A 17679-nucleotide genomic window follows, 5' to 3' on the forward strand; every position below is an offset into this window, starting at 1 on the left:
TAGACATGTTGCTGATCCATTGTCCATGGTGCGGCCCGCGCGCCGAATCCGAATTCTCGTGCGGCGGCGAAGCCGACATCGCGCGTCCGCTCGAGACCGACAAGCTGTCCGACCGCGAATGGGGCGATTACCTGTTCATGCGCACCAACACCCGCGGCACGCACCGCGAACAGTGGATCCACGCGCAGGGCTGCCGCCGCTGGTTCAAGGTCGAGCGCGACACCGTCAGCTATGACATCAAGGGCTACGAGACTTTCGGCCAGCCCGCCGCCAACGCACAGCAAGGAAGGGGCAAGCAATGAGCCAGAAAGACCGACTCGGCACGGGCGGCCGCATCAATCGCGGCAAGCCCCTGTCCTTCACCTTCAACGGCCGCGTGTACCAGGGCTTCCAGGGCGACACGCTGGCCTCGGCGCTGCTCGCCAACGGCGTGCGCTTCGTCGCACGCAGCTTCAAGTACCACCGGCCGCGCGGCATCATGACCGCGGACGTGGCGGAGCCGAATGCCGTGGTGCAGCTGGAGCGCGGTGCCTATACGGTGCCCAATGCGCGGGCCACGGAGATCGAGCTGTACCAGGGTCTGGTCGCGGCAAGCGTGAACGCGGAGCCGGATCTGGAGCGCGACCGCATGGCGGTCAACCAGAAGTTTGCGCGCTTCATGCCCGCCGGCTTTTACTACAAGACTTTCATGTGGCCGCGCAAGATGTGGCCCAGGTACGAGGAGAAGATCCGCGAGGCGGCCGGGCTCGGCAAGGCGCCCACGACGCTGGATGCCGATCGCTACGACAAATGCTACGCGCACTGCGACGTGCTCGTCGTCGGCGGAGGGCCGACCGGCCTGGCCGCGGCGCACGCGGCGGCGGTGACCGGTGCGCGCGTGATCCTGGTCGATGACCAGTGCGAGCTCGGCGGCAGCCTGCTGTCCGGACGCGCCGACATCAACGGCAAGCCCGCGCTGCAGTGGGTCGCCGAGATCGAAGGCAAGCTGCGCAAGCTGCCGGACGTGACCATCCTGTCGCGCAGCAACGCCTTCGGCTACCAGGACCATAATCTGGTTACCGTCACGCAGCGCCTGACCGACCACCTGTCGGTCTCGATGCGCCACGGCTCGCGCGAGCTGCTGTGGAAGATCCGCGCAAAGCGCGTGATCCTCGCGACCGGTGCGCACGAGCGCCCGATCGTCTTCGGCAACAACGACCTGCCGGGTGTGATGATGGCGTCGGCGGTGTCGACCTACATCCACCGCTACAGCGTGCTGCCGGGACGCGACACGGTGGTGTTCACCAACAATGACCGCGGCTACCAGGCGGCGCTTGACCTGAAGGCGTGCGGCGCCAGGGTGACGGTCGTCGATCCGCGTGCCACCACCAGCGGCGCGCTGCCCGCGGCGGCGAAGCGGCAGGGCGTGAACGTGATGAACGGCGCGGTCGTGGTGGCTGCCGCCGGCAAGCAGCACGTCACGTCGGTCAGCGTCGCGTCCTATGCCAACGGCAAGGCCGGCGGCAAGGTGTCGAGGATCGCCTGCGACCTCGTCGCGATGTCGGGTGGCCTGAGCCCGGTGCTGCACCTGTTCGCACAATCGGGCGGCAAGGCGCAGTGGAGCGACGAGAAGACCTGCTTCGTGCCGGGCAAGTCGATGCAGGCCCAGTGCAGCATCGGCGCGGCCGCGGGCGAATTCAACCTCGCGTTGGCGCTGCCGGTGGCGCTGGAAGCGGGCGCCGAGGCGGCGAAGGCCGCCGGCTTTGCAACGGCGAAGCGGCTGGCGGCGCCGAAGGTCAGCGCCGTCGCCGAAGGTCCGCTGCTGCCGCTGTGGCTGGTCGGCAGCCGCGAGGCCGCCGCGCGCGGGCCCAAGCAGTTCGTCGACTTCCAGAACGACGTCGCGGCCTCGGACATCCTGCTGGCGGCGCGCGAAGGCTTCGAGTCGGTCGAGCACGTGAAGCGCTACACCGCGATGGGCTTCGGCACCGACCAGGGCAAGCTCGGCAACATCAACGGCATGGCGATCCTGGCGCAGGCGCTGGGCAAGTCGATTCCCGAGACCGGCACGACCACGTTCCGGCCCAACTACACGCCGGTCACGTTCGGCACCTTCGCCGGACGCGAGGTCGGCGATTTCCTCGACCCGGTGCGCAAGACCTGCGTGCACGAATGGCATGTCGCGAACGGCGCGCTGTTCGAGGACGTCGGCAACTGGAAGCGCCCCTGGTATTTCCCCAGGCGGGGCGAGGACCTGCACGCCGCGGTGAAGCGCGAATGCCTGGCGGTGCGCAACAGCGTCGGCATCCTCGATGCGTCGACCCTGGGCAAGATCGACATCCAGGGCCCGGACGCGGTCACGCTGCTCAACTGGATGTACACCAACCCGTGGGGCAAGCTCGAAGTCGGCAAGTGCCGCTACGGGCTGATGCTGGACGAGAACGGCATGGTGTTCGACGACGGCGTGACGGTGCGGCTCGGCGAGCAGCATTTCATGATGACCACGACCACCGGCGGCGCCGCGCGCGTTCTGACGTGGCTCGAGCGCTGGCTGCAGACCGAGTGGCCCGACATGAAGGTCCGCCTGTCCTCGGTGACCGATCACTGGGCGACGTTCGCGGTGGTCGGGCCGAAGAGCCGCAAGGTGCTGCAGAAGGTCTGCGCCGACATTGACTTTGCCAACGCGGCCTTCCCGTTCATGAGCTACCGCAACGGCACCGTGGCCGGCGCCAAGGCGCGTGTGATGCGCATCAGCTTCTCGGGCGAGCTGGCATACGAGGTCAACGTGCCCGCCAACGCCGGGCGTGCGGTGTGGGAAGCGCTGATGGCCGCGGGCGCCGAGTTCGACATCACGCCGTACGGCACCGAGACCATGCACGTGCTGCGCGCCGAGAAGGGCTACATCATCGTCGGCCAGGACACCGACGGCTCGATCACCCCGTACGACCTCGGCATGGGCGGGCTGGTGGCGAAATCGAAGGATTTCCTCGGCAAGCGCTCGCTGACGCGCTCGGACACGGCGAAGGAAGGCCGCAAGCAGTTCGTCGGCCTGCTGACCGACGACGCGCAGTTCGTGCTGCCCGAGGGAGCCCAGATCATCGCGCCGGGCACGAGGGTGTCGACGACCGAGCCGACGCCCATGATCGGCCACGTGACGTCGAGCTATTACAGCCCGATCCTGCAGCGCTCGATCGCTCTCGCCGTAGTGAAGGGCGGCCTGGGCAAGATGGGCGAGAGCGTCGCGATCCCGCTGGCCGATGGCCGCCGCGTGAGCGCGAAGATCTCGAGCCCGGTTTTTTACGATACCGAAGGAGTGCGCCAGAATGTGGAATGAACAAGGTATTGCTACGGCATTGGCCGACGCGCCGGCGCCGAACGCCCGCACGCGTGACGTGCGCCTGGAGTCGCCGCTGGTCGGCGCGGCCAGCCTGCTGGAAGCTCCGCACCTGCGCGGGTCGATGTACTTCACGTTGCGCGAGCGGCAGTTCCTCGACCTGGTCATCGTGCGGGGCGAACTGGCCGATCCCGCGTTCGTCGATGCGTTCGAGGGCGTGGTGGGCTGTTGTCCGCCGGCCGCCCCCAACACGGTTGCGCGTGGCGCCGCGTACGACGTGCTGTGGCTGGGCCCGGACGAATGGCTGGTGCGATCGAACGGGCCGGTGCCGGCCGGCGTGCTGGAGGACAAGCTGGCGCCGGCCATTGCCGGCTCGTATTCGGCCGCGGTCGACGTCGGCAGCGGCTACACCGTGATCGAAATCAGTGGGGATCGTGTGCGCGATGTGCTGGCGCGGGGCTGCCCCCTCGACCTGCATCCGCGCGTGTTCCGGACCGGGCAGTGCGCCCAGAGCCATTACTTCAAGGCGCCGATCATACTGGTGCCGACCGGCGACGACCGTTTCGAGATCGTGGTGCGGCGCAGCTTCGCGGACTACTTCTGCCGCATCCTGCTTGACGCGGCGACGCCGCTGCTGTCATGAAGCCGGTCGAGGAGGCGTTCAGCGATCCACAGGCGGGGCTCAAGGCATTCGATGGCCTGAACGCCCCGCTGCTGCCCGGGCGGGGCTGGAGCGTGTTCGTCGATGCATTGACGGTGCCGGTGCGCATCGGCATCCATCCGCACGAACATGACGCTCCGCAGCCGGTCGTGATCGACGCGCGCCTGGGCTACCGGCGCGAGCCGAGCGAAGAGTCCGAGTGGATCGACTACGAGGGCTATTGCACGCGCGTCGCCGCGTTTCTGGCGCGCAAGCCGCATACGCGGCTGCTCGAGACGCTGGTGGCCGATATCGCGGAGCTGTCGTTCCGCGAATGGCCGGCGCTCGACACCCTGACCCTCGCGGTGCACAAGCCGAAGATCTGGCCTGGCACGCAGCGCGTGGGCGTCGAACTGGAATGGACGCGCGCCGACTACCTGCGCCGCGGCGGCAAGCCCCGCTGAGCGGGGGAGAGCGGCACCGTGCCGGCGAGATGGCGGCGCCGGCCAAGCGCGCGTCGGGTTTAGCATGCAGCCGGCACGGCCATGGAGACTACTCTCGTAGGCGCGCCGCTGCCGTGCCGATCGGCGTGGCGGCGCGCGCCACCATACGAGGAGGAAAATCCAATTAAAAAAGCCACGCTAGGCTCGACTATCGCCCTGCTGTTTTCCACGTCCGCCTTCGCCCAGGGCAGCGTGACGCTGTACGGCATCATCGACGAAGGCATCAACTACACCAACAATGTCGGCGGAGACCGGCTGGTTGAGATGCAAAGCGGCTTCGCGCAAGGCAGCCGCTGGGGCCTGAAGGGCTCGGAAGACCTGGGAGGGGGCGTCAAGGCCCTGTTCCAGCTCGAGAACGGCTTCAACGCCAGCACTGGCAGGGCGGCGCAAGGCGGCGTGCTGTTTGGCCGGCAGGCCTATGTCGGCCTGGCCGACGACCGGCTCGGGACCATCACGCTCGGGCGCCAGTACGATTCCGTGATCGACTACCTGGCACAGACGACCGTGGTCGGCAACTGGGGCGGCTACCTGTTCGGCCACCCTTACGACAACGACAACATGGTCTACTCGTTCCGTGTCAATAATACGGTCAAGTACACCAGCCCCACGCTTGGCGGGTTCCAGTTCGGGGGCACGTACAGCTTCAGCAACGACACCAACTTTGCCAACAACCGCCAGTACGGCGCGGGCATGCAGTACGCGAATGGCGGCTTGTTGCTGGCGGCTGCCTACCTGCAGGCCGACAACCCGTCGGCAACGGCCAACGGTGCGATCAGCAGCGGCGGCGACCAGAACTTCCTGGCCCGGCGCCTGCGCATCTTCGGGGCCGGCGTCAACTACACATTCGGTGCCGCGACCGCTGGCTTCGCCTACTCCAACACGAACCTGACGCAGCCGCTGTCGACCTCGTACATCTCCGGATCGATCCTGCCCGCCACCGGCACGCTGGATGCGCTCAAGTTCCAGAACTTCGAGTTCAATTTCAAGTACCAGTTCACGCCGGCGTTCTATGCCGGCGCGGTTTACACCCTGACCACGGAGAAGTTCCAGGCGTCGTCGGGCGAGGCCAGGCCCAAGGTCCACAGCATCGGCCTGATGGCGGACTACAACTTCTCGAAGAGGACCGACGTCTATCTGCAGGGCGTCTATCAGCGCGTGAGCGGCGACAAGACTGGCACGGCATTGGACCGGGCCTACATCCCCGGCGCGGCCGACTCGTCGTCGTCGTCGAGCCAGGTGCTGGTGCGCGCGGCAATTCGCCACAAGTTCTGAGCCGTTAGCGGGCGATGTCGGGCCTGCTCAAACGGACGTCGGATTTTGCACGAAGCGCCACGGCTCTCCGCACTACTCTCGAACACGCATGCCGTGCATGCCGCGTCGACTGGCGCGGGGGCGGCAGGCCTTAACGAGACATGGAGACAAGGCGATGAGCAACAACCGGGGTGTCGTTTATCTTGGACCGGGCAAGGTCGAGGTGCAGAACATCGACTATCCGAAAATGGTCGATCCGACCGGGCGCGTGATCGGGCACGGCGTGATCCTCAAGGTCGTGAGCACGAATATCTGCGGCTCGGACCAGCACATGGTGCGCGGCCGCACGACCGCAGAGGTGGGCCTCGTGCTCGGCCACGAGATCACCGGCGAGGTGATCGAGATCGGCCGCGACGTCGAGACGCTGAAGCTCGGCGACCTGGTGTCGGTGCCGTTCAACGTTGCCTGCGGCCGCTGCGCGATGTGCAAGGAGCAACACACCGGCGTTTGCCTCAGCGTCAATCCGTCGCGTGCCGGCGGTGCGTATGGCTACGTCGACATGGGTGGGTGGATCGGCGGGCAGGCCGAGTACGTGATGGTGCCGTACGCCGACTTCAACCTGCTGAAGTTCCCCGACCGGGACCAGGCGATGGCGAAGATCCGCGACCTCACCTGCCTGTCGGACATTCTGCCAACCGGCTACCACGGCGCCGTGACCGCAGGCGTGAAGCCGGGCTCAACCGTTTACATCGCCGGCGCAGGACCGGTCGGCATGGCGGCGGCGGCATCCGCGCGGCTGCTGGGCGCGGCGTGCACCATCGTCGGCGACATGAACCCGGCGCGCCTTGCCCACGCAAAGGCGATGGGATTCGAGGTCGTAGACCTGTCGCGGGACGCGACGCTGGGCGAGCAGATCGCCGCCATCCTCGGCACGCCGGAGATCGATTGCGCGGTCGACTGCGTCGGCTTCGAGGCGCACGGCCACGGCGCGTCGGGCCACGTGGAAGAGGCGCCCGCGACAGTGCTGAACTCGCTGATGGAGATCACCCGGCCGGCCGGTGCGATCGGCATCCCAGGCCTTTACGTGACCGATGACCCGGGTGCGAAGGACGCTGCGGCGCAACGCGGCAGCCTGAGCATCCGCTTCGGCCTCGGCTGGGCCAAGTCGCATTCCTTCCACACAGGCCAGACACCCGTGCTGAAGTACAACCGCAACCTGATGCAGGCCATCCTTCACAATCGCCTGCCCATTGCGGAAATCGTCAATGTGTCCGTGATTTCACTGGACCAGGCGCCGGAAGGCTACCAGCAGTTCGACGGTGGCGCACCGCGCAAATTCGTCATCGATCCGCATGGGATGCTGGCGGCCGCCTGAGCGGTCGTGCGCCGCGCGAAGGTAGCCGGCACAAAGAAGGGGCGGCCCGTGGGCCGCCCCTTTCCATTGCCACTCGTTCGCGCCGAAACAGCGCAATGCTGGCGCCTGCCGTCCATTCATGCGTGCAACACCGGCGCATACGCCTGCGCCTTGCCATGGCCCGCCGGCTTCGCCAGCGGCGCGGCCTGCTGCCGGCGCTCCCGCGTCGGTGCGACCCCGAACGCCTCGCGGTAGCTCTTGCTGAAATGGCATGCGGACTGGAAGCCGCACGCCATGGTGATGTGCATGATCGACATGTCGGTCTGCAGCAGCAGTTCGCGCGCGCGGCGCAGGCGCAGCGTCAGGTAATAGTGTGTCGGCGTCATGCCGAGATGGTCGCGGAACAGGCGCTGCAGTTGGCGCTGCGACATGCTTGCAAGGCGCGCAAGCTCCTCTCGCGACAGTGGTTCCTCGATGTTGTTCTCCATCAGCGAAATCACCTCGAACAGCGACTTGTTCGCCGAGCCCAGCCGCGCCACCAGCGGCATCTTCTGCTGCGCGCTTGTGTCCCGCACGTGTTCGACGATGAACTGCTCGGCGATCTGTGTGACGCGGCCCGTGCCGACGCGCCTGGCGATCAGGTACAGCATCATGTCGAGCGGCGCGACGCCGCCGGTGCAGGTCACCCGGTCGCGGTCGATCACGAACAGTTCCTTCAGAAAGCGGGTGTCGGGAAACTCCTCCTTCAGCGCCGACATGTTCTCCCAGTGAATGGCGCAGGCATAGCCGGCCAGCAGCCCCGACTTGGCCAGCGCGTAGGTGCCGGTGCAAAGGCTGCCGAGCATCAGGCCGTCGCGCGCCGCGCGGCGCAGCGTCGACAGGTGGGCAGCATCGGTGGAGCGCTGGACGTCGATCCCGCCGCAGACGAACACGATGTCCGGTCGCCCGATGCTGTCCACCGGACGGGTATCGATCGTCAGGCCGTTGCTGGCGGTCACGGGGCCGCCTTCCGGACTGACGACAGACCAGCGGTACAGCTCCTGCCCGCTCAGGTAGTTCGCCATGCGCAGCACTTCGATGGCGTTGGTAAACGCGATCATCGTGAAGTTTGGCAGTGGCATGAACGCGAAGTGGGACAGCGACGCGGTTCGGTCGGAGGACATGGGGGCGTTCCTTGGTGCTTTGTCGGCGACTTGCTGGCCTGGGGAGCCATGGTGCCGTTGTCTATGGGCTATTGATAATGCGGGCGCAACAAACGTGCCATACGGCGAAACCCTAGCAATGGGGGCGACAACAGCCGCAAGCGCCGCAATGCACCGTATGCGCGACACGTGCGCCAGCGCGCGGCGCGCCAGGATGCACCATGCCAGTGCGGCGCGGGGAATACCTCGGGAGGTGCCACGCGCGCCACCGCATGCGCGCCGCTTCGCTTGCGTCCAGAGCCCTACTTGTTCAAATCGGACGCGAATGGCGGAAATGGAAAAGAACGCGTCTGAATTCACCAACCGGCCAAAAACGCGAACGACAAGAATAGATCCGTCGGCAACGCTGCGTTGAACAGGGCAAATCGCCCCAGGCGCAGCGGGCGTCTCGCCCCGTCAGCAGCCATTTCAATCAGTCACGGATACCCTATGTCGAACACCAAGTCTTTCTTCTCGCAGTCCCTGGCCGAGCGCGACTCGCGGGTGCGCGGCGCACTCCTCAAGGAACTCGAGCGGCAGCAGTCGCAGGTCGAAATGATCGCTTCGGAAAACATCGTGTCGCGCGCGGTGCTCGAGGCGCAAGGCTCGGTGCTGACCAACAAGTACGCCGAGGGATACCCGGGCAAGCGCTACTACGGTGGCTGCGAGTTCGCGGATGAAGTCGAAGCGCTTGCCATCGATCGCGTGAAGGAGCTCTTCAATGCCGGCTTCGCCAACGTGCAGCCGCACTCCGGAGCGCAGGCCAACGGCGCGGTGATGCTGGCGCTGGCCAAGCCGGGCGACACCGTGCTGGGCATGTCGCTCGATGCCGGTGGCCACCTGACCCATGGCGCCAAGCCAGCCCTGTCCGGCAAGTGGTTCAACGCCGTGCAGTACGGGGTGAACCGCGACACCATGCTGATCGACTACGACCAGGTCGAAGCGCTCGCGCATGAGCACAAGCCGAGCCTGATCATCGCCGGCTTCTCGGCCTACCCGCGCAAGCTGGATTTCGCCCGCTTCCGCGCGATTGCCGACAGCGTCGGCGCGAAGCTGATGGTCGACATGGCGCACATCGCCGGCGTGATCGCCGCGGGCCGCCATCCGAACCCGGTCGAGCATGCCCACGTCGTCACCTCGACCACGCACAAGACCTTGCGCGGGCCGCGCGGCGGCTTCGTGCTGACCAACGACGAAGAGATCGCCAGGAAGATCAATTCGGCCGTGTTCCCCGGCCTGCAGGGCGGCCCGCTGATGCACGTGATCGCGGGCAAGGCGGTCGCTTTTGGCGAGGCGCTGCAGCCGGAGTTCAAGACCTACATCGACAACGTGCTGGCGAACGCGCAGGCGCTCGGCGAAGTCCTGAAGGAGGGCGGCGTCGACCTGGTGACAGGCGGCACCGACAACCACCTGCTGCTGGTCGACCTGCGCCCGAAGGGACTCAAGGGCACGCAGGTCGAACAGGCGCTCGAGCGCGCCGGCATCACCTGCAACAAGAACGGTATTCCCTTCGACACCGAGAAGCCGACGATCACATCGGGCATCCGCCTTGGCGCCCCGGCTGCCACGACGCGCGGCTTCGGCGTCGCGGAGTTCCGCGAGATCGGCCGGTTGATCCTGGAGGTGTTCGAGGCGCTGCGCGCGAACCCGGAAGGGGACCCGGCCACGGAGCAGCGCGTGCGGAGCGAGATCTTCGCGCTGTGCGACCGCTTCCCGATCTACTGAACACCGACATGACCCGAGCCAAGGAGTGGAGCAACCCATGAGCCCGCTGCACGAAGACAGCATCATCATCGACGGCCTGAACATCTCGAAGTTCGAGCGGTCCGTGTTCGAAGACATGCGCAAGGGCGGCGTCACCGCCGCGAACTGCACCGTTTCGGTCTGGGAAAACTTCACCAAGACCGTCGACAACATCGCGCTGATGAAGCAGCAGATCCGCGAGCACGGCGAACTGCTGACACTGGTGCGCACCACCGACGACATCCGCCGCGCGAAGCGGGATGGCAAGACCGGCGTGATACTCGGCTTCCAGAACGCGCATGCGTTCGAGGACAACCTCGGCTACATCGAAGCGTTCGCCGACATGGGCGTGCGCGTCGTGCAGCTGTGCTACAACACGCAGAACCTGGTCGGCACCGGCTGCTACGAGCGTGACGGCGGGCTGTCCGACTTCGGCCGTGAAGTGATCACCGAGATGAACCGTGTCGGGATCATGGTCGACCTGTCGCATGTCGGCGGCAAGACCTCGTCCGAAGCGATTGCCTTCTCGAAGAAGCCGGTCTGCTACTCGCACTGCCTGCCGTCCGGCCTGAAGGAGCATCCGCGCAACAAGAGCGATGAGCAGCTCAAGGAAATCGCCGACGCCGGCGGCTTCGTTGGCGTGACCATGTTTGCGCCGTTCCTGAAGCGCGGGATCGAGGCGACGGTTGACGACTACATCGAAGCGATCGATTACGTCGTGAACCTGGTCGGCGAGGATGCAGTCGGCATCGGCACGGACTTCACGCAGGGCTACAGCACGGAATTCTTCGACATGCTGACGCACGACAAAGGCCGCTATCGCCGCCTGACCAACTTCGGCAAGGTGATCAATCCCGAGGGCATCCGCACCATCGGGGAGTTCCCGAACCTGACCGCGGCGATGGAGCGCGCGGGCTGGAAGCCCTCGCGCATCCGCAAGATCATGGGCGAGAACTGGGTACGGGTGTTCAAGGAAGTCTGGGGCGCCTGAGCCGGCGCCAGCGCCGGTCGTAGAACCCTTCAGCGATTTACTACAAAACGGGACGTGCCCTCGCGCCGCGCGGGCACGCGGGCAATGCCGCGCCTGCGCCACGACGCAAGCGGCGAAATCATCCTCACGGAGCCACCACGATGCAACCGCAACTGCCGATCGACGTCAATCCCGACACCGGCGTCTGGACTACCGATGCGCTGCCGATGCTGTATGTCCCGCGCCATTTCTTCACGAACAACCACGTCGCGGTCGAAGAGACGCTCGGCGCCGATGCATACGCCGAGATCCTCTACAAGGCGGGGTACAAGTCCGCGTACCACTGGTGCGACAAGGAGGCCCAGCTGCACGGGCTCACCGGCATGGCCGTCTATGAGCACTACCTGAAGCGGCTGTCGCAGCGCGGCTGGGGTCTCTTCTCCCTGCTCGAGGCCGATCCGGCCACGGCGCATGCGCGTATCGCGCTGCACCACTCGTCGTTCGTGCTCGCGCAGCCGGGCAAGGAAGGCAAGCTCTGCTACATGTTCGCCGGCTGGTTCGCCGGCGCGATGGACTGGGTCAACGACACGGCGCCGGCTGGCACGGGCGGGCCGCGCGCGCAATCGAAGGAAGCGCAGTGCGCGGCCGAAGGCCACGAGCATTGCGTGTTCGAGGTGTCGGCAATCGGCCACTGAGCGTCCCCCGAGCCAGATTTCATCCGCAACACGAAAGACATACGAACGCCAGAGGTCGCCTGCGATGCGCTATCCCCACCTGTTTAAACCCTTGCAGCTCAACCAGCTGACGCTGCGCAACCGGATCGTCAGCACCGCGCACGCCGAGGTGTATGCCGAACCGGACGGCCTGCCGGGCGACCGCTACATCCGCTATTACGAAGAAAAGGCGAAGGGCGGTGTCGGCCTGGCGATCTGCGGCGGCTCCAGCCCGGTATCGATCGACAGCCCCCAGGGCTGGTGGAAGTCGGTGAATCTTGCCACGGACAGGATCGTCGAGCCCCTCTCCCGGCTGGCGGAGACGATGCATCGCCACGGCGCGAAGATCATGATCCAGGCCACCCATATGGGCCGCCGCTCGGCGTTCCACGGCGAGCACTGGCCGCACCTGATGTCGCCGTCGGGCGTGCGCGAGCCGGTGCACCGCGGCAACGCCAAGATCATCGAGGTAGAGGAAATCCGCCGGATCATCGCCGACTTCGCCACCGCGGCAAAGCGCGTCAAGGACGCCGGGATGGACGGCATCGAGATCTCGGCCGCGCACCAGCACCTGATCGACCAGTTCTGGAGCCCGCGCACCAACTTCCGCACCGACGAGTGGGGCGGCAGCCTGCAGAACCGCCTGCGCTTCGGCGTGGAGGTGCTGCAGGCGGTGCGCGAGGCGGTCGGCAAGGACTTCTGCGTCGGCCTGCGCATGTGCGGCGACGAGTTCCACGAGGATGGGCTCGATCAGCAGCAGCTCAAGGAGATCGCGCAGGCCATGTCCGAGTCGGGGCTGATCGACTACCTCGGCGTGATCGGATCGGGCGCGGATACGCACAACACGCTGGCCAACTGCATGCCGCCGATGGCGCTGCCGCCCGAGCCCTTCGTGCACCTGGCGGCGGGGATCAAGTCGGTGGTCAGGATCCCGGTGATGCACGCGCAGAGCATCCGCGACGCCGGGCAGGCCGAACGGCTGCTGGCAAGCGGCATGGTCGACCTGGTCGGCATGACGCGCGCGCAGATGGCCGACCCGCACATGGTCATCAAGATCCGCGACGGCCGCGAGGACGAGATCAAGCAATGCGTTGGCGCGAACTACTGCATCGACCGCCAGTACAACGGCCTCGACGTGCTGTGCGTGCAGAATGCGGCCACGTCGCGCGAAGCGACGATGCCCCACGTGATCGAGAAATCGCGTGGACCGAAGCGCAAGATCGTGGTGGTCGGCGCGGGCCCGGCGGGCCTGGAGGCGGCGCGCGTTGCGCGGTCACGCGGCCATGACGTGGTGCTGTTCGAGAAGAATGCCGAAGTCGGGGGGCAGATCATGCTGGCCTCGAAGGCACCGCAACGCGAGCAGATGGCCGGCATCGTGCGCTGGTTCGACATGGAGACCAAGCGCCTCGGCGTTGACCGCCGGCTCGGCGTGGAGGCCGACGCAAGGATGATCATGGCCGAGAAGCCGGACATCATCGTGCTGGCCACGGGTGGCCGCGCCTTCTCCGACCAGATCCCCGCGTGGGGCGTTGCCGAAGGGCTGGCCGTCAGTTCGTGGGAGGTGCTGTCCGGGCGTGTCGAAGCGAAGCAGAACGTACTGGTCTATGACGGCGTCAGCACGCATGCAGGAGCGGGAGTCGCCGACTACCTGGCAAGCCGCGGCGCAAAAGTCGAGATCGTCACGCCCGACGTGAAGGTCGCCGACGACTGCGGCGGCACGACCTTCCCGATCTTCTATCGCCGCCTGTATGCGCAGGGCGTGATCCATACGCCCAACTACTGGCTCGACCGTGTCTACGAGGAAGACGGCAAGAAGATCGCGGTGCTGCGCAACGAGTACACGGAAGAACTCGAGGAGCGCGCGGTCGACCAGGTCGTGATCGAGAACGGTTCGACGCCGAACGACGCGCTCTACTGGAAGCTCAAGCCGGAATCGGTCAACCGCGGCCAGGTCGACGTGCACAAGCTGTTTGCCGCCGAGCCGCAGCCGTGCCTGTCGGAGACGCTCGGCAACGGCCGCTTCCTGCTGTTCCGCGTTGGCGACTGCATCTCGATGCATAACATCCACGGCGCGATCTACGACGCGCTGCGGCTCGTCAAGGATTTCTGACCATGAATCCGTCCTTGCTGATTACCGCCCTGCTGTGGCTGTCGGTGGCCGGCCTTGCCTTCGCGGTGCTGCGGCGCGCGTCGTACTGGCGGCTCGGCCGGGCCGCCGCGCCCGGCTCGTTCGGCATCGCCAACCTGTTCGCAATCCCCAAGCGCTATTTCGTCGACCTGCACCACGTGGTGGCGCGCGATCCGTACATCGCGAAGACGCACGTGGCCACGGCGGGCGGCGCGATCGCCGCGCTGGCGCTGGTGTTCGTCAACTACGGCCTCGCGATCTACTCGCCGTGGCTCGACAAGCTCATCCTGGTCGCTGCGCTCGCGATGCTGGTCGGCGCGGTGTTCGTGTGGCGCCGCCGCAAGGCGAAGGATGTGCCGGCGCGCCTGTCGAAGGGCCCGTGGAATACGCTGCCCTGGCTGCTCGGCTCGTTCGCGCTGGGCCTGGCGCTGTACACCGTGGTGCCGGCCGAGGTGATGTCGGGCGCATTCGCCGTGCTGTGCGCGGTGCTGATCGGCGTCGGCGCATTCGCGATGACAGTCGGCGCCGCCACCGGCGGACCGATGAAGCATGCGATGGCTGGCCTGCTGCACCTGGCCTTCCACCCGCGCCAGGAGCGCTTCGCGGCGACACCCGAGTCGTACACCGGCAGCGGCACCGCCACGCCGCCGACGGCGCTCAAGATGCCCGACATTGAGCAAAGGGAATACGGTGTCGCGAAACCGGTCGAGTTCCGCTGGAACCAGTTGCTGAGCTTCGACGCCTGCGTGCAATGCGGCAAGTGCGAGGCGGCGTGTCCGGCGTTCGCCTCCGGCCAGCCGCTCAACCCGAAAAAGCTGATCCAGGACCTGGTCGTCGGCATGGCGGGCGGCAGCGATGCCGCCTACGCCGGCAGCCCCACGCCGGGGATTCCCGTCGGCCGGCATCGGGGCGAACCCAACGGGCCGATCGTGTCCGGCCTGATCGAGGCGCAGACGCTGTGGTCGTGCACCACCTGCCGCGCCTGCGTGCAGGAATGCCCGATGCTGATCGAGCACGTCGATGCGATCGTCGACATGCGCCGCAACCAGACGCTGGTGCATGGCACCGTGCCCGGCAAGGGCGCCGAAGTGCTGGCGAACCTGCGCGAGACCGGCACCATGGGCGGCTTCGACAAGGCGGCGCGCTACGACTGGTCGGTGGACCTGAACGCACCCATTGCGCGGCCGGACAAGGCGGTCGACGTGCTGGTCGTGGCTGGAGAAGGGGGCTTCGACATGCGGTACCAGCGCACGCTGCGCGCGCTGGTCAAGGTGCTGAACAAGGCCGGCGTCGACTATGCGGTGCTGGGCGAGGCCGAAACCGACACGGGCGACGTCGCGCGCCGCCTCGGCGACGAGGCCACCTTCCAGCAGTTGGCCAGGCACCTGATCGGCACGCTGGACGCGCTCTCGTTCAAGCAGATCGTGACGGCCGACCCGCACGTGATGCACAGCCTGCGCAACGAATACCGCGCGCTGGGCCTGCGCGTGACGGTGAAGCACCACACCACGTATCTTGCCGAACTTGCGTCGACCGGACTGATCGCGCCCAAGGCGGTGGAGGCGCTGCGCGAGAAGCGCACCACCTACCACGACCCGTGCTACCTCGGCCGCTACAACGGCGAAACCGAGGCGCCGCGCAAGCTGCTCAAGACCATCGGCATCCAGGTGATCGAAATGGAACGCCACGGCATGCGCGGCCGGTGCTGCGGAGGTGGCGGCGGCGCACCGCTGACCGACATCCCCGGCAAGCAGCGCATCCCAGATATCCGCATCGCCGATGCGCGCGCGGTGGGCGCGGAAGTGGTCGCGGTCGGATGTCCCAACTGCACCGCGATGCTCGAGGGCGTCGTCGGCCCGCGGCCGGACGTGCTCGACGTGGCTGAACTGGTTGCCGCTTCGCTGGAGTGAACTGATGGACACGATCAAACGAATCGATCCGCGCCGGCCGTTCATCATCACGGCGGCGGGCCTCAGGCGCATCACGCTGGGCGAGGCCGGCAGCGCGGACGCTGGCGCGGCGCACTGGCCCGCGCACGGGCACGGCGCGGCGGCAAAGCCGCGGCGGGCGGTTGGCGACCCGCGCTATGTGATGCTGGTTGCCGCGCACAGCGAGCGTGGCGCGCTCGACGACCATGCGCGCCAGGCGCTAGCCGCGGCGGCGCTGCTGGCCGACGCGCAGACCGAGGTAGTGCTGCTGGTGTTCGGCGAGATGAAGGACGATGCGGCGGAACTGGGCGCGGACAAGCTGATCGCCCTGCCGGAGTTCGACCGCCGCACGTTCGCCCCCGAGGCGGAACTGCGGGCGCTACAGGCATGCGCCACCGCCCTTTCGGCCAGGCATGTCTTCATTCCGGACAACGCCGCGGGCGACGGCGATCTCGGCCGGCGCTATGCGGCAGCGGCGGCCGAGGCCGGAGCGAGCGTCGCGACGCATGTGGTCGAGATCGATGCACGCCACGTCGGCACGTATGCGCACGCCAGGCGATCGTTCGCGACCCGCGCGCTGCCCGACGTGATCCTGCTGGCGCCGGGCGCGGTCGACGCGAAGCTGCCGTTCACCGGCGCAGGCGAGCGGCTTTCGCCCGACTTCCTGTGCGCGAAGGGGAGCAGCACGCACCCGTACCGCGATCTAGGCATCGAGGAGATCGATGCCGCCCGGGTGGCGCTCGAGGAGGCGGACTTCATCGTCGCGGCCGGCAACGGGGTGACCGACATCGGCGCGTTCGAGCGTCTGGCGGGCGCGTTCGGCGCGGCCATCGCCGCCAGCCGGGTCGCCGTGGACAACGGGCATTTCACCCGCGACAAGCAGGTCGGCGCCACTGGCAAGACGGTCGAGGCGAGCGTCTACATCGCGTTCGGCATCTCCGGCGCGGTGCAGCACCTGCAAGGCATCAAGGACTGCCGCCACGTGATCGCCGTCAATGTCGACGGCAGCGCGCCGATCGCCAAGCGCGCGAACCTGACCATTGTCGGCGACGCGCACGAGACCATTGCCGCGCTGATGGCGCTGGTGCAGGCCGCACGCCCGGCGCGTGGAAAACCGGCTCCGGCAGGGCCAAGGGAACTCGCAGGAGTCGCAGCATGAACGCCCCCCGACAAGTGAAGCGCATCGCGGTGCTGGTATCCGTTGGCCGTCATCCGGTCAGCGGCGCACCGCGCTACAGCCGCAACGACGCCGCCGCGCTGGAGCTCGGGCGCGGCCTGGCCGGCAAGCACGGCGCGCAGCTCGCCGTGCTGCACGCGGGCGATGCCGCCGATCCGGCACTCGCTGACTACCTGGCGCTCGGCGCAAGCGAGGTTGAGGTACTGCCGTGCGGGGCTGGCGACGACGGGGCGCGCGTGCTGGCCGCGCAACTGGAGCACTGCGACCTGGTGTTGACAGGCACCCGCGCGGAGGGCGCTTACGACACCGGCATGCTGCCGTACCGCCTCGCCGCGGTGCTTGGCCGGCCGCTGGTTGGCGCCGCCGTGGACGTCGACATCGAGGGCGGGCGCGTTGCCGTGCGGCAGTTCCTGCCCAAGGGCCTGCGCCGGCGCGTCGATGCGGCGCTGCCCGCGGTGGTCGCGGTGCACCCGCTCGCCAACGCGCAGCCGCGCTATGCCCATGCGCGCCTGCGCGGCGGCGCCATCCGCACCGCGCCGGCCGCACGCTGCGCGGACAGCGATGCGGCGGCGTGGTCGCTCGGCGCCGTCGAGCGCAAGCCGGTCAAGCTGGCGGCCGCCGAAAAGCGCTCGGGCCACGCCCGCATGCTGTCGGCGACGACCACCGAGAGCCGCGGCGGGAACGTCGTAAACGGTGGGACTTCGGTCGAAAAAGCACAAGTCATCCTCGCGTATTTACGCGAGCATCAACTCATCGACTACTGACATTGCCGGTCTGTCGG

General features: G+C 67.3%; 14 protein-coding genes. 13 read left to right on the plus strand and 1 reads right to left on the minus strand.

Going from position 1 to position 17679, the window contains the following annotated elements; all coding sequences use genetic code 11:
- The first annotated feature begins 5 nt into the window (after positions 1 to 5).
- From K309_RS0104055 to fdhA, 6 genes are all read left to right on the plus strand, one after another.
- Positions 6 to 302, plus strand: a complete 297-nt coding sequence (locus K309_RS0104055; RefSeq protein ID WP_029045224.1) for a sarcosine oxidase subunit delta — start codon at positions 6 to 8, stop codon at positions 300 to 302.
- A complete protein-coding gene (locus K309_RS0104060; RefSeq protein WP_029045225.1) occupies positions 299 to 3310 on the plus strand; it encodes a sarcosine oxidase subunit alpha family protein in 3012 nt (1003 codons plus the stop codon). The genes K309_RS0104055 and K309_RS0104060 overlap by 4 nt, the downstream gene beginning before the upstream one ends.
- Complete coding sequence (locus K309_RS0104065) at positions 3300 to 3953, plus strand: sarcosine oxidase subunit gamma (RefSeq protein ID WP_029045226.1); 654 nt, start codon at positions 3300 to 3302, stop codon at positions 3951 to 3953. The genes K309_RS0104060 and K309_RS0104065 overlap by 11 nt, the downstream gene beginning before the upstream one ends.
- A complete protein-coding gene (locus K309_RS0104070) occupies positions 3950 to 4414 on the plus strand; it encodes a dihydroneopterin aldolase (RefSeq protein ID WP_029045227.1) in 465 nt (154 codons plus the stop codon). Before K309_RS0104065 ends, K309_RS0104070 begins: the two co-directional genes overlap by 4 nt.
- A 162-nt stretch (positions 4415 to 4576) precedes the next feature.
- Positions 4577 to 5725: a porin gene (locus tag K309_RS0104075; RefSeq protein ID WP_029045228.1), complete on the plus strand. Its 1149-nt coding sequence runs from the start codon at positions 4577 to 4579 to the stop codon at positions 5723 to 5725.
- Positions 5726 to 5879: 154 nt separating this feature from the next.
- A complete protein-coding gene (fdhA, locus tag K309_RS0104080) occupies positions 5880 to 7079 on the plus strand; it encodes a formaldehyde dehydrogenase, glutathione-independent (RefSeq protein ID WP_029045229.1) in 1200 nt (399 codons plus the stop codon).
- Between the two features lie 116 nt (positions 7080 to 7195).
- Here the strand turns inward: fdhA and K309_RS0104085 are convergent, their stop codons facing one another.
- Positions 7196 to 8221 carry a GlxA family transcriptional regulator gene (locus K309_RS0104085; RefSeq protein WP_029045230.1) on the minus strand — a complete coding sequence of 342 codons (1026 nt, stop codon included), beginning with the start codon at positions 8219 to 8221 and terminating at the stop codon, positions 7196 to 7198.
- A gap of 468 nt (positions 8222 to 8689) precedes the next feature.
- Here K309_RS0104085 and K309_RS0104090 point away from each other — a divergent pair, with 468 nt between their 5' ends.
- The 7 genes from K309_RS0104090 (at position 8690) to K309_RS0104120 (ending at position 17662) form a co-directional block, all read left to right on the plus strand.
- The gene (locus K309_RS0104090; protein ID WP_029045231.1) at positions 8690 to 9964 is read left to right on the plus strand and encodes a serine hydroxymethyltransferase; all 1275 of its coding nucleotides are present in this window, start codon (positions 8690 to 8692) and stop codon (positions 9962 to 9964) included.
- A 37-nt stretch (positions 9965 to 10001) separates the two neighbouring features.
- Entirely contained in the window at positions 10002 to 10973 is a 972-nt protein-coding gene (locus K309_RS0104095; RefSeq protein WP_029045232.1) for a dipeptidase, read from the plus strand.
- Positions 10974 to 11113: 140 nt separating this feature from the next.
- Positions 11114 to 11647 (plus strand): DUF5943 domain-containing protein, encoded by a 534-nt coding sequence (locus tag K309_RS0104100; RefSeq protein ID WP_029045233.1) that lies wholly within the window; start codon positions 11114 to 11116, stop codon positions 11645 to 11647.
- Between the two features lie 64 nt (positions 11648 to 11711).
- A complete protein-coding gene (locus K309_RS0104105) occupies positions 11712 to 13775 on the plus strand; it encodes an NADH:flavin oxidoreductase (protein WP_029045234.1) in 2064 nt (687 codons plus the stop codon).
- A 2-nt stretch (positions 13776 to 13777) separates the two neighbouring features.
- Entirely contained in the window at positions 13778 to 15703 is a 1926-nt protein-coding gene (locus K309_RS0104110; protein WP_029045235.1) for a (Fe-S)-binding protein, read from the plus strand.
- A gap of 4 nt (positions 15704 to 15707) precedes the next feature.
- Positions 15708 to 16880, plus strand: a complete 1173-nt coding sequence (locus K309_RS0104115; RefSeq protein ID WP_029045236.1) for an electron transfer flavoprotein subunit alpha/FixB family protein — start codon at positions 15708 to 15710, stop codon at positions 16878 to 16880.
- Positions 16877 to 17662 (plus strand): drug:proton antiporter, encoded by a 786-nt coding sequence (locus tag K309_RS0104120; protein WP_029045237.1) that lies wholly within the window; start codon positions 16877 to 16879, stop codon positions 17660 to 17662. Before K309_RS0104115 ends, K309_RS0104120 begins: the two co-directional genes overlap by 4 nt.
- Positions 17663 to 17679: the final 17 nt, after the last annotated feature.

The organism is Cupriavidus phytohabitans, assembly GCF_000426345.1.
Lineage (GTDB): Bacteria > Pseudomonadota > Gammaproteobacteria > Burkholderiales > Burkholderiaceae > Cupriavidus.

Bases quoted from the DNA above. Each gene is read 5' to 3' on its own strand.
- K309_RS0104055 (WP_029045224.1), top strand. From the start codon at position 6: ATGTTGCTGATCCATTGTCCATGGTGCGGCCCGCGCGCCGAATCCGAA.
- K309_RS0104060 (WP_029045225.1), top strand. From the start codon at position 299: ATGAGCCAGAAAGACCGACTCGGCACGGGCGGCCGCATCAATCGCGGC.
- K309_RS0104065 (WP_029045226.1), top strand. From the start codon at position 3,300: ATGTGGAATGAACAAGGTATTGCTACGGCATTGGCCGACGCGCCGGCG.
- K309_RS0104070 (WP_029045227.1), top strand. From the start codon at position 3,950: ATGAAGCCGGTCGAGGAGGCGTTCAGCGATCCACAGGCGGGGCTCAAG.
- fdhA (WP_029045229.1), top strand. From the start codon at position 5,880: ATGAGCAACAACCGGGGTGTCGTTTATCTTGGACCGGGCAAGGTCGAG.
- K309_RS0104085 (WP_029045230.1), bottom strand. From the start codon at position 8,221: ATGTCCTCCGACCGAACCGCGTCGCTGTCCCACTTCGCGTTCATGCCA.
- K309_RS0104090 (WP_029045231.1), top strand. From the start codon at position 8,690: ATGTCGAACACCAAGTCTTTCTTCTCGCAGTCCCTGGCCGAGCGCGAC.
- K309_RS0104095 (WP_029045232.1), top strand. From the start codon at position 10,002: ATGAGCCCGCTGCACGAAGACAGCATCATCATCGACGGCCTGAACATC.
- K309_RS0104100 (WP_029045233.1), top strand. From the start codon at position 11,114: ATGCAACCGCAACTGCCGATCGACGTCAATCCCGACACCGGCGTCTGG.
- K309_RS0104105 (WP_029045234.1), top strand. From the start codon at position 11,712: ATGCGCTATCCCCACCTGTTTAAACCCTTGCAGCTCAACCAGCTGACG.
- K309_RS0104110 (WP_029045235.1), top strand. From the start codon at position 13,778: ATGAATCCGTCCTTGCTGATTACCGCCCTGCTGTGGCTGTCGGTGGCC.
- K309_RS0104115 (WP_029045236.1), top strand. From the start codon at position 15,708: ATGGACACGATCAAACGAATCGATCCGCGCCGGCCGTTCATCATCACG.
- K309_RS0104120 (WP_029045237.1), top strand. From the start codon at position 16,877: ATGAACGCCCCCCGACAAGTGAAGCGCATCGCGGTGCTGGTATCCGTT.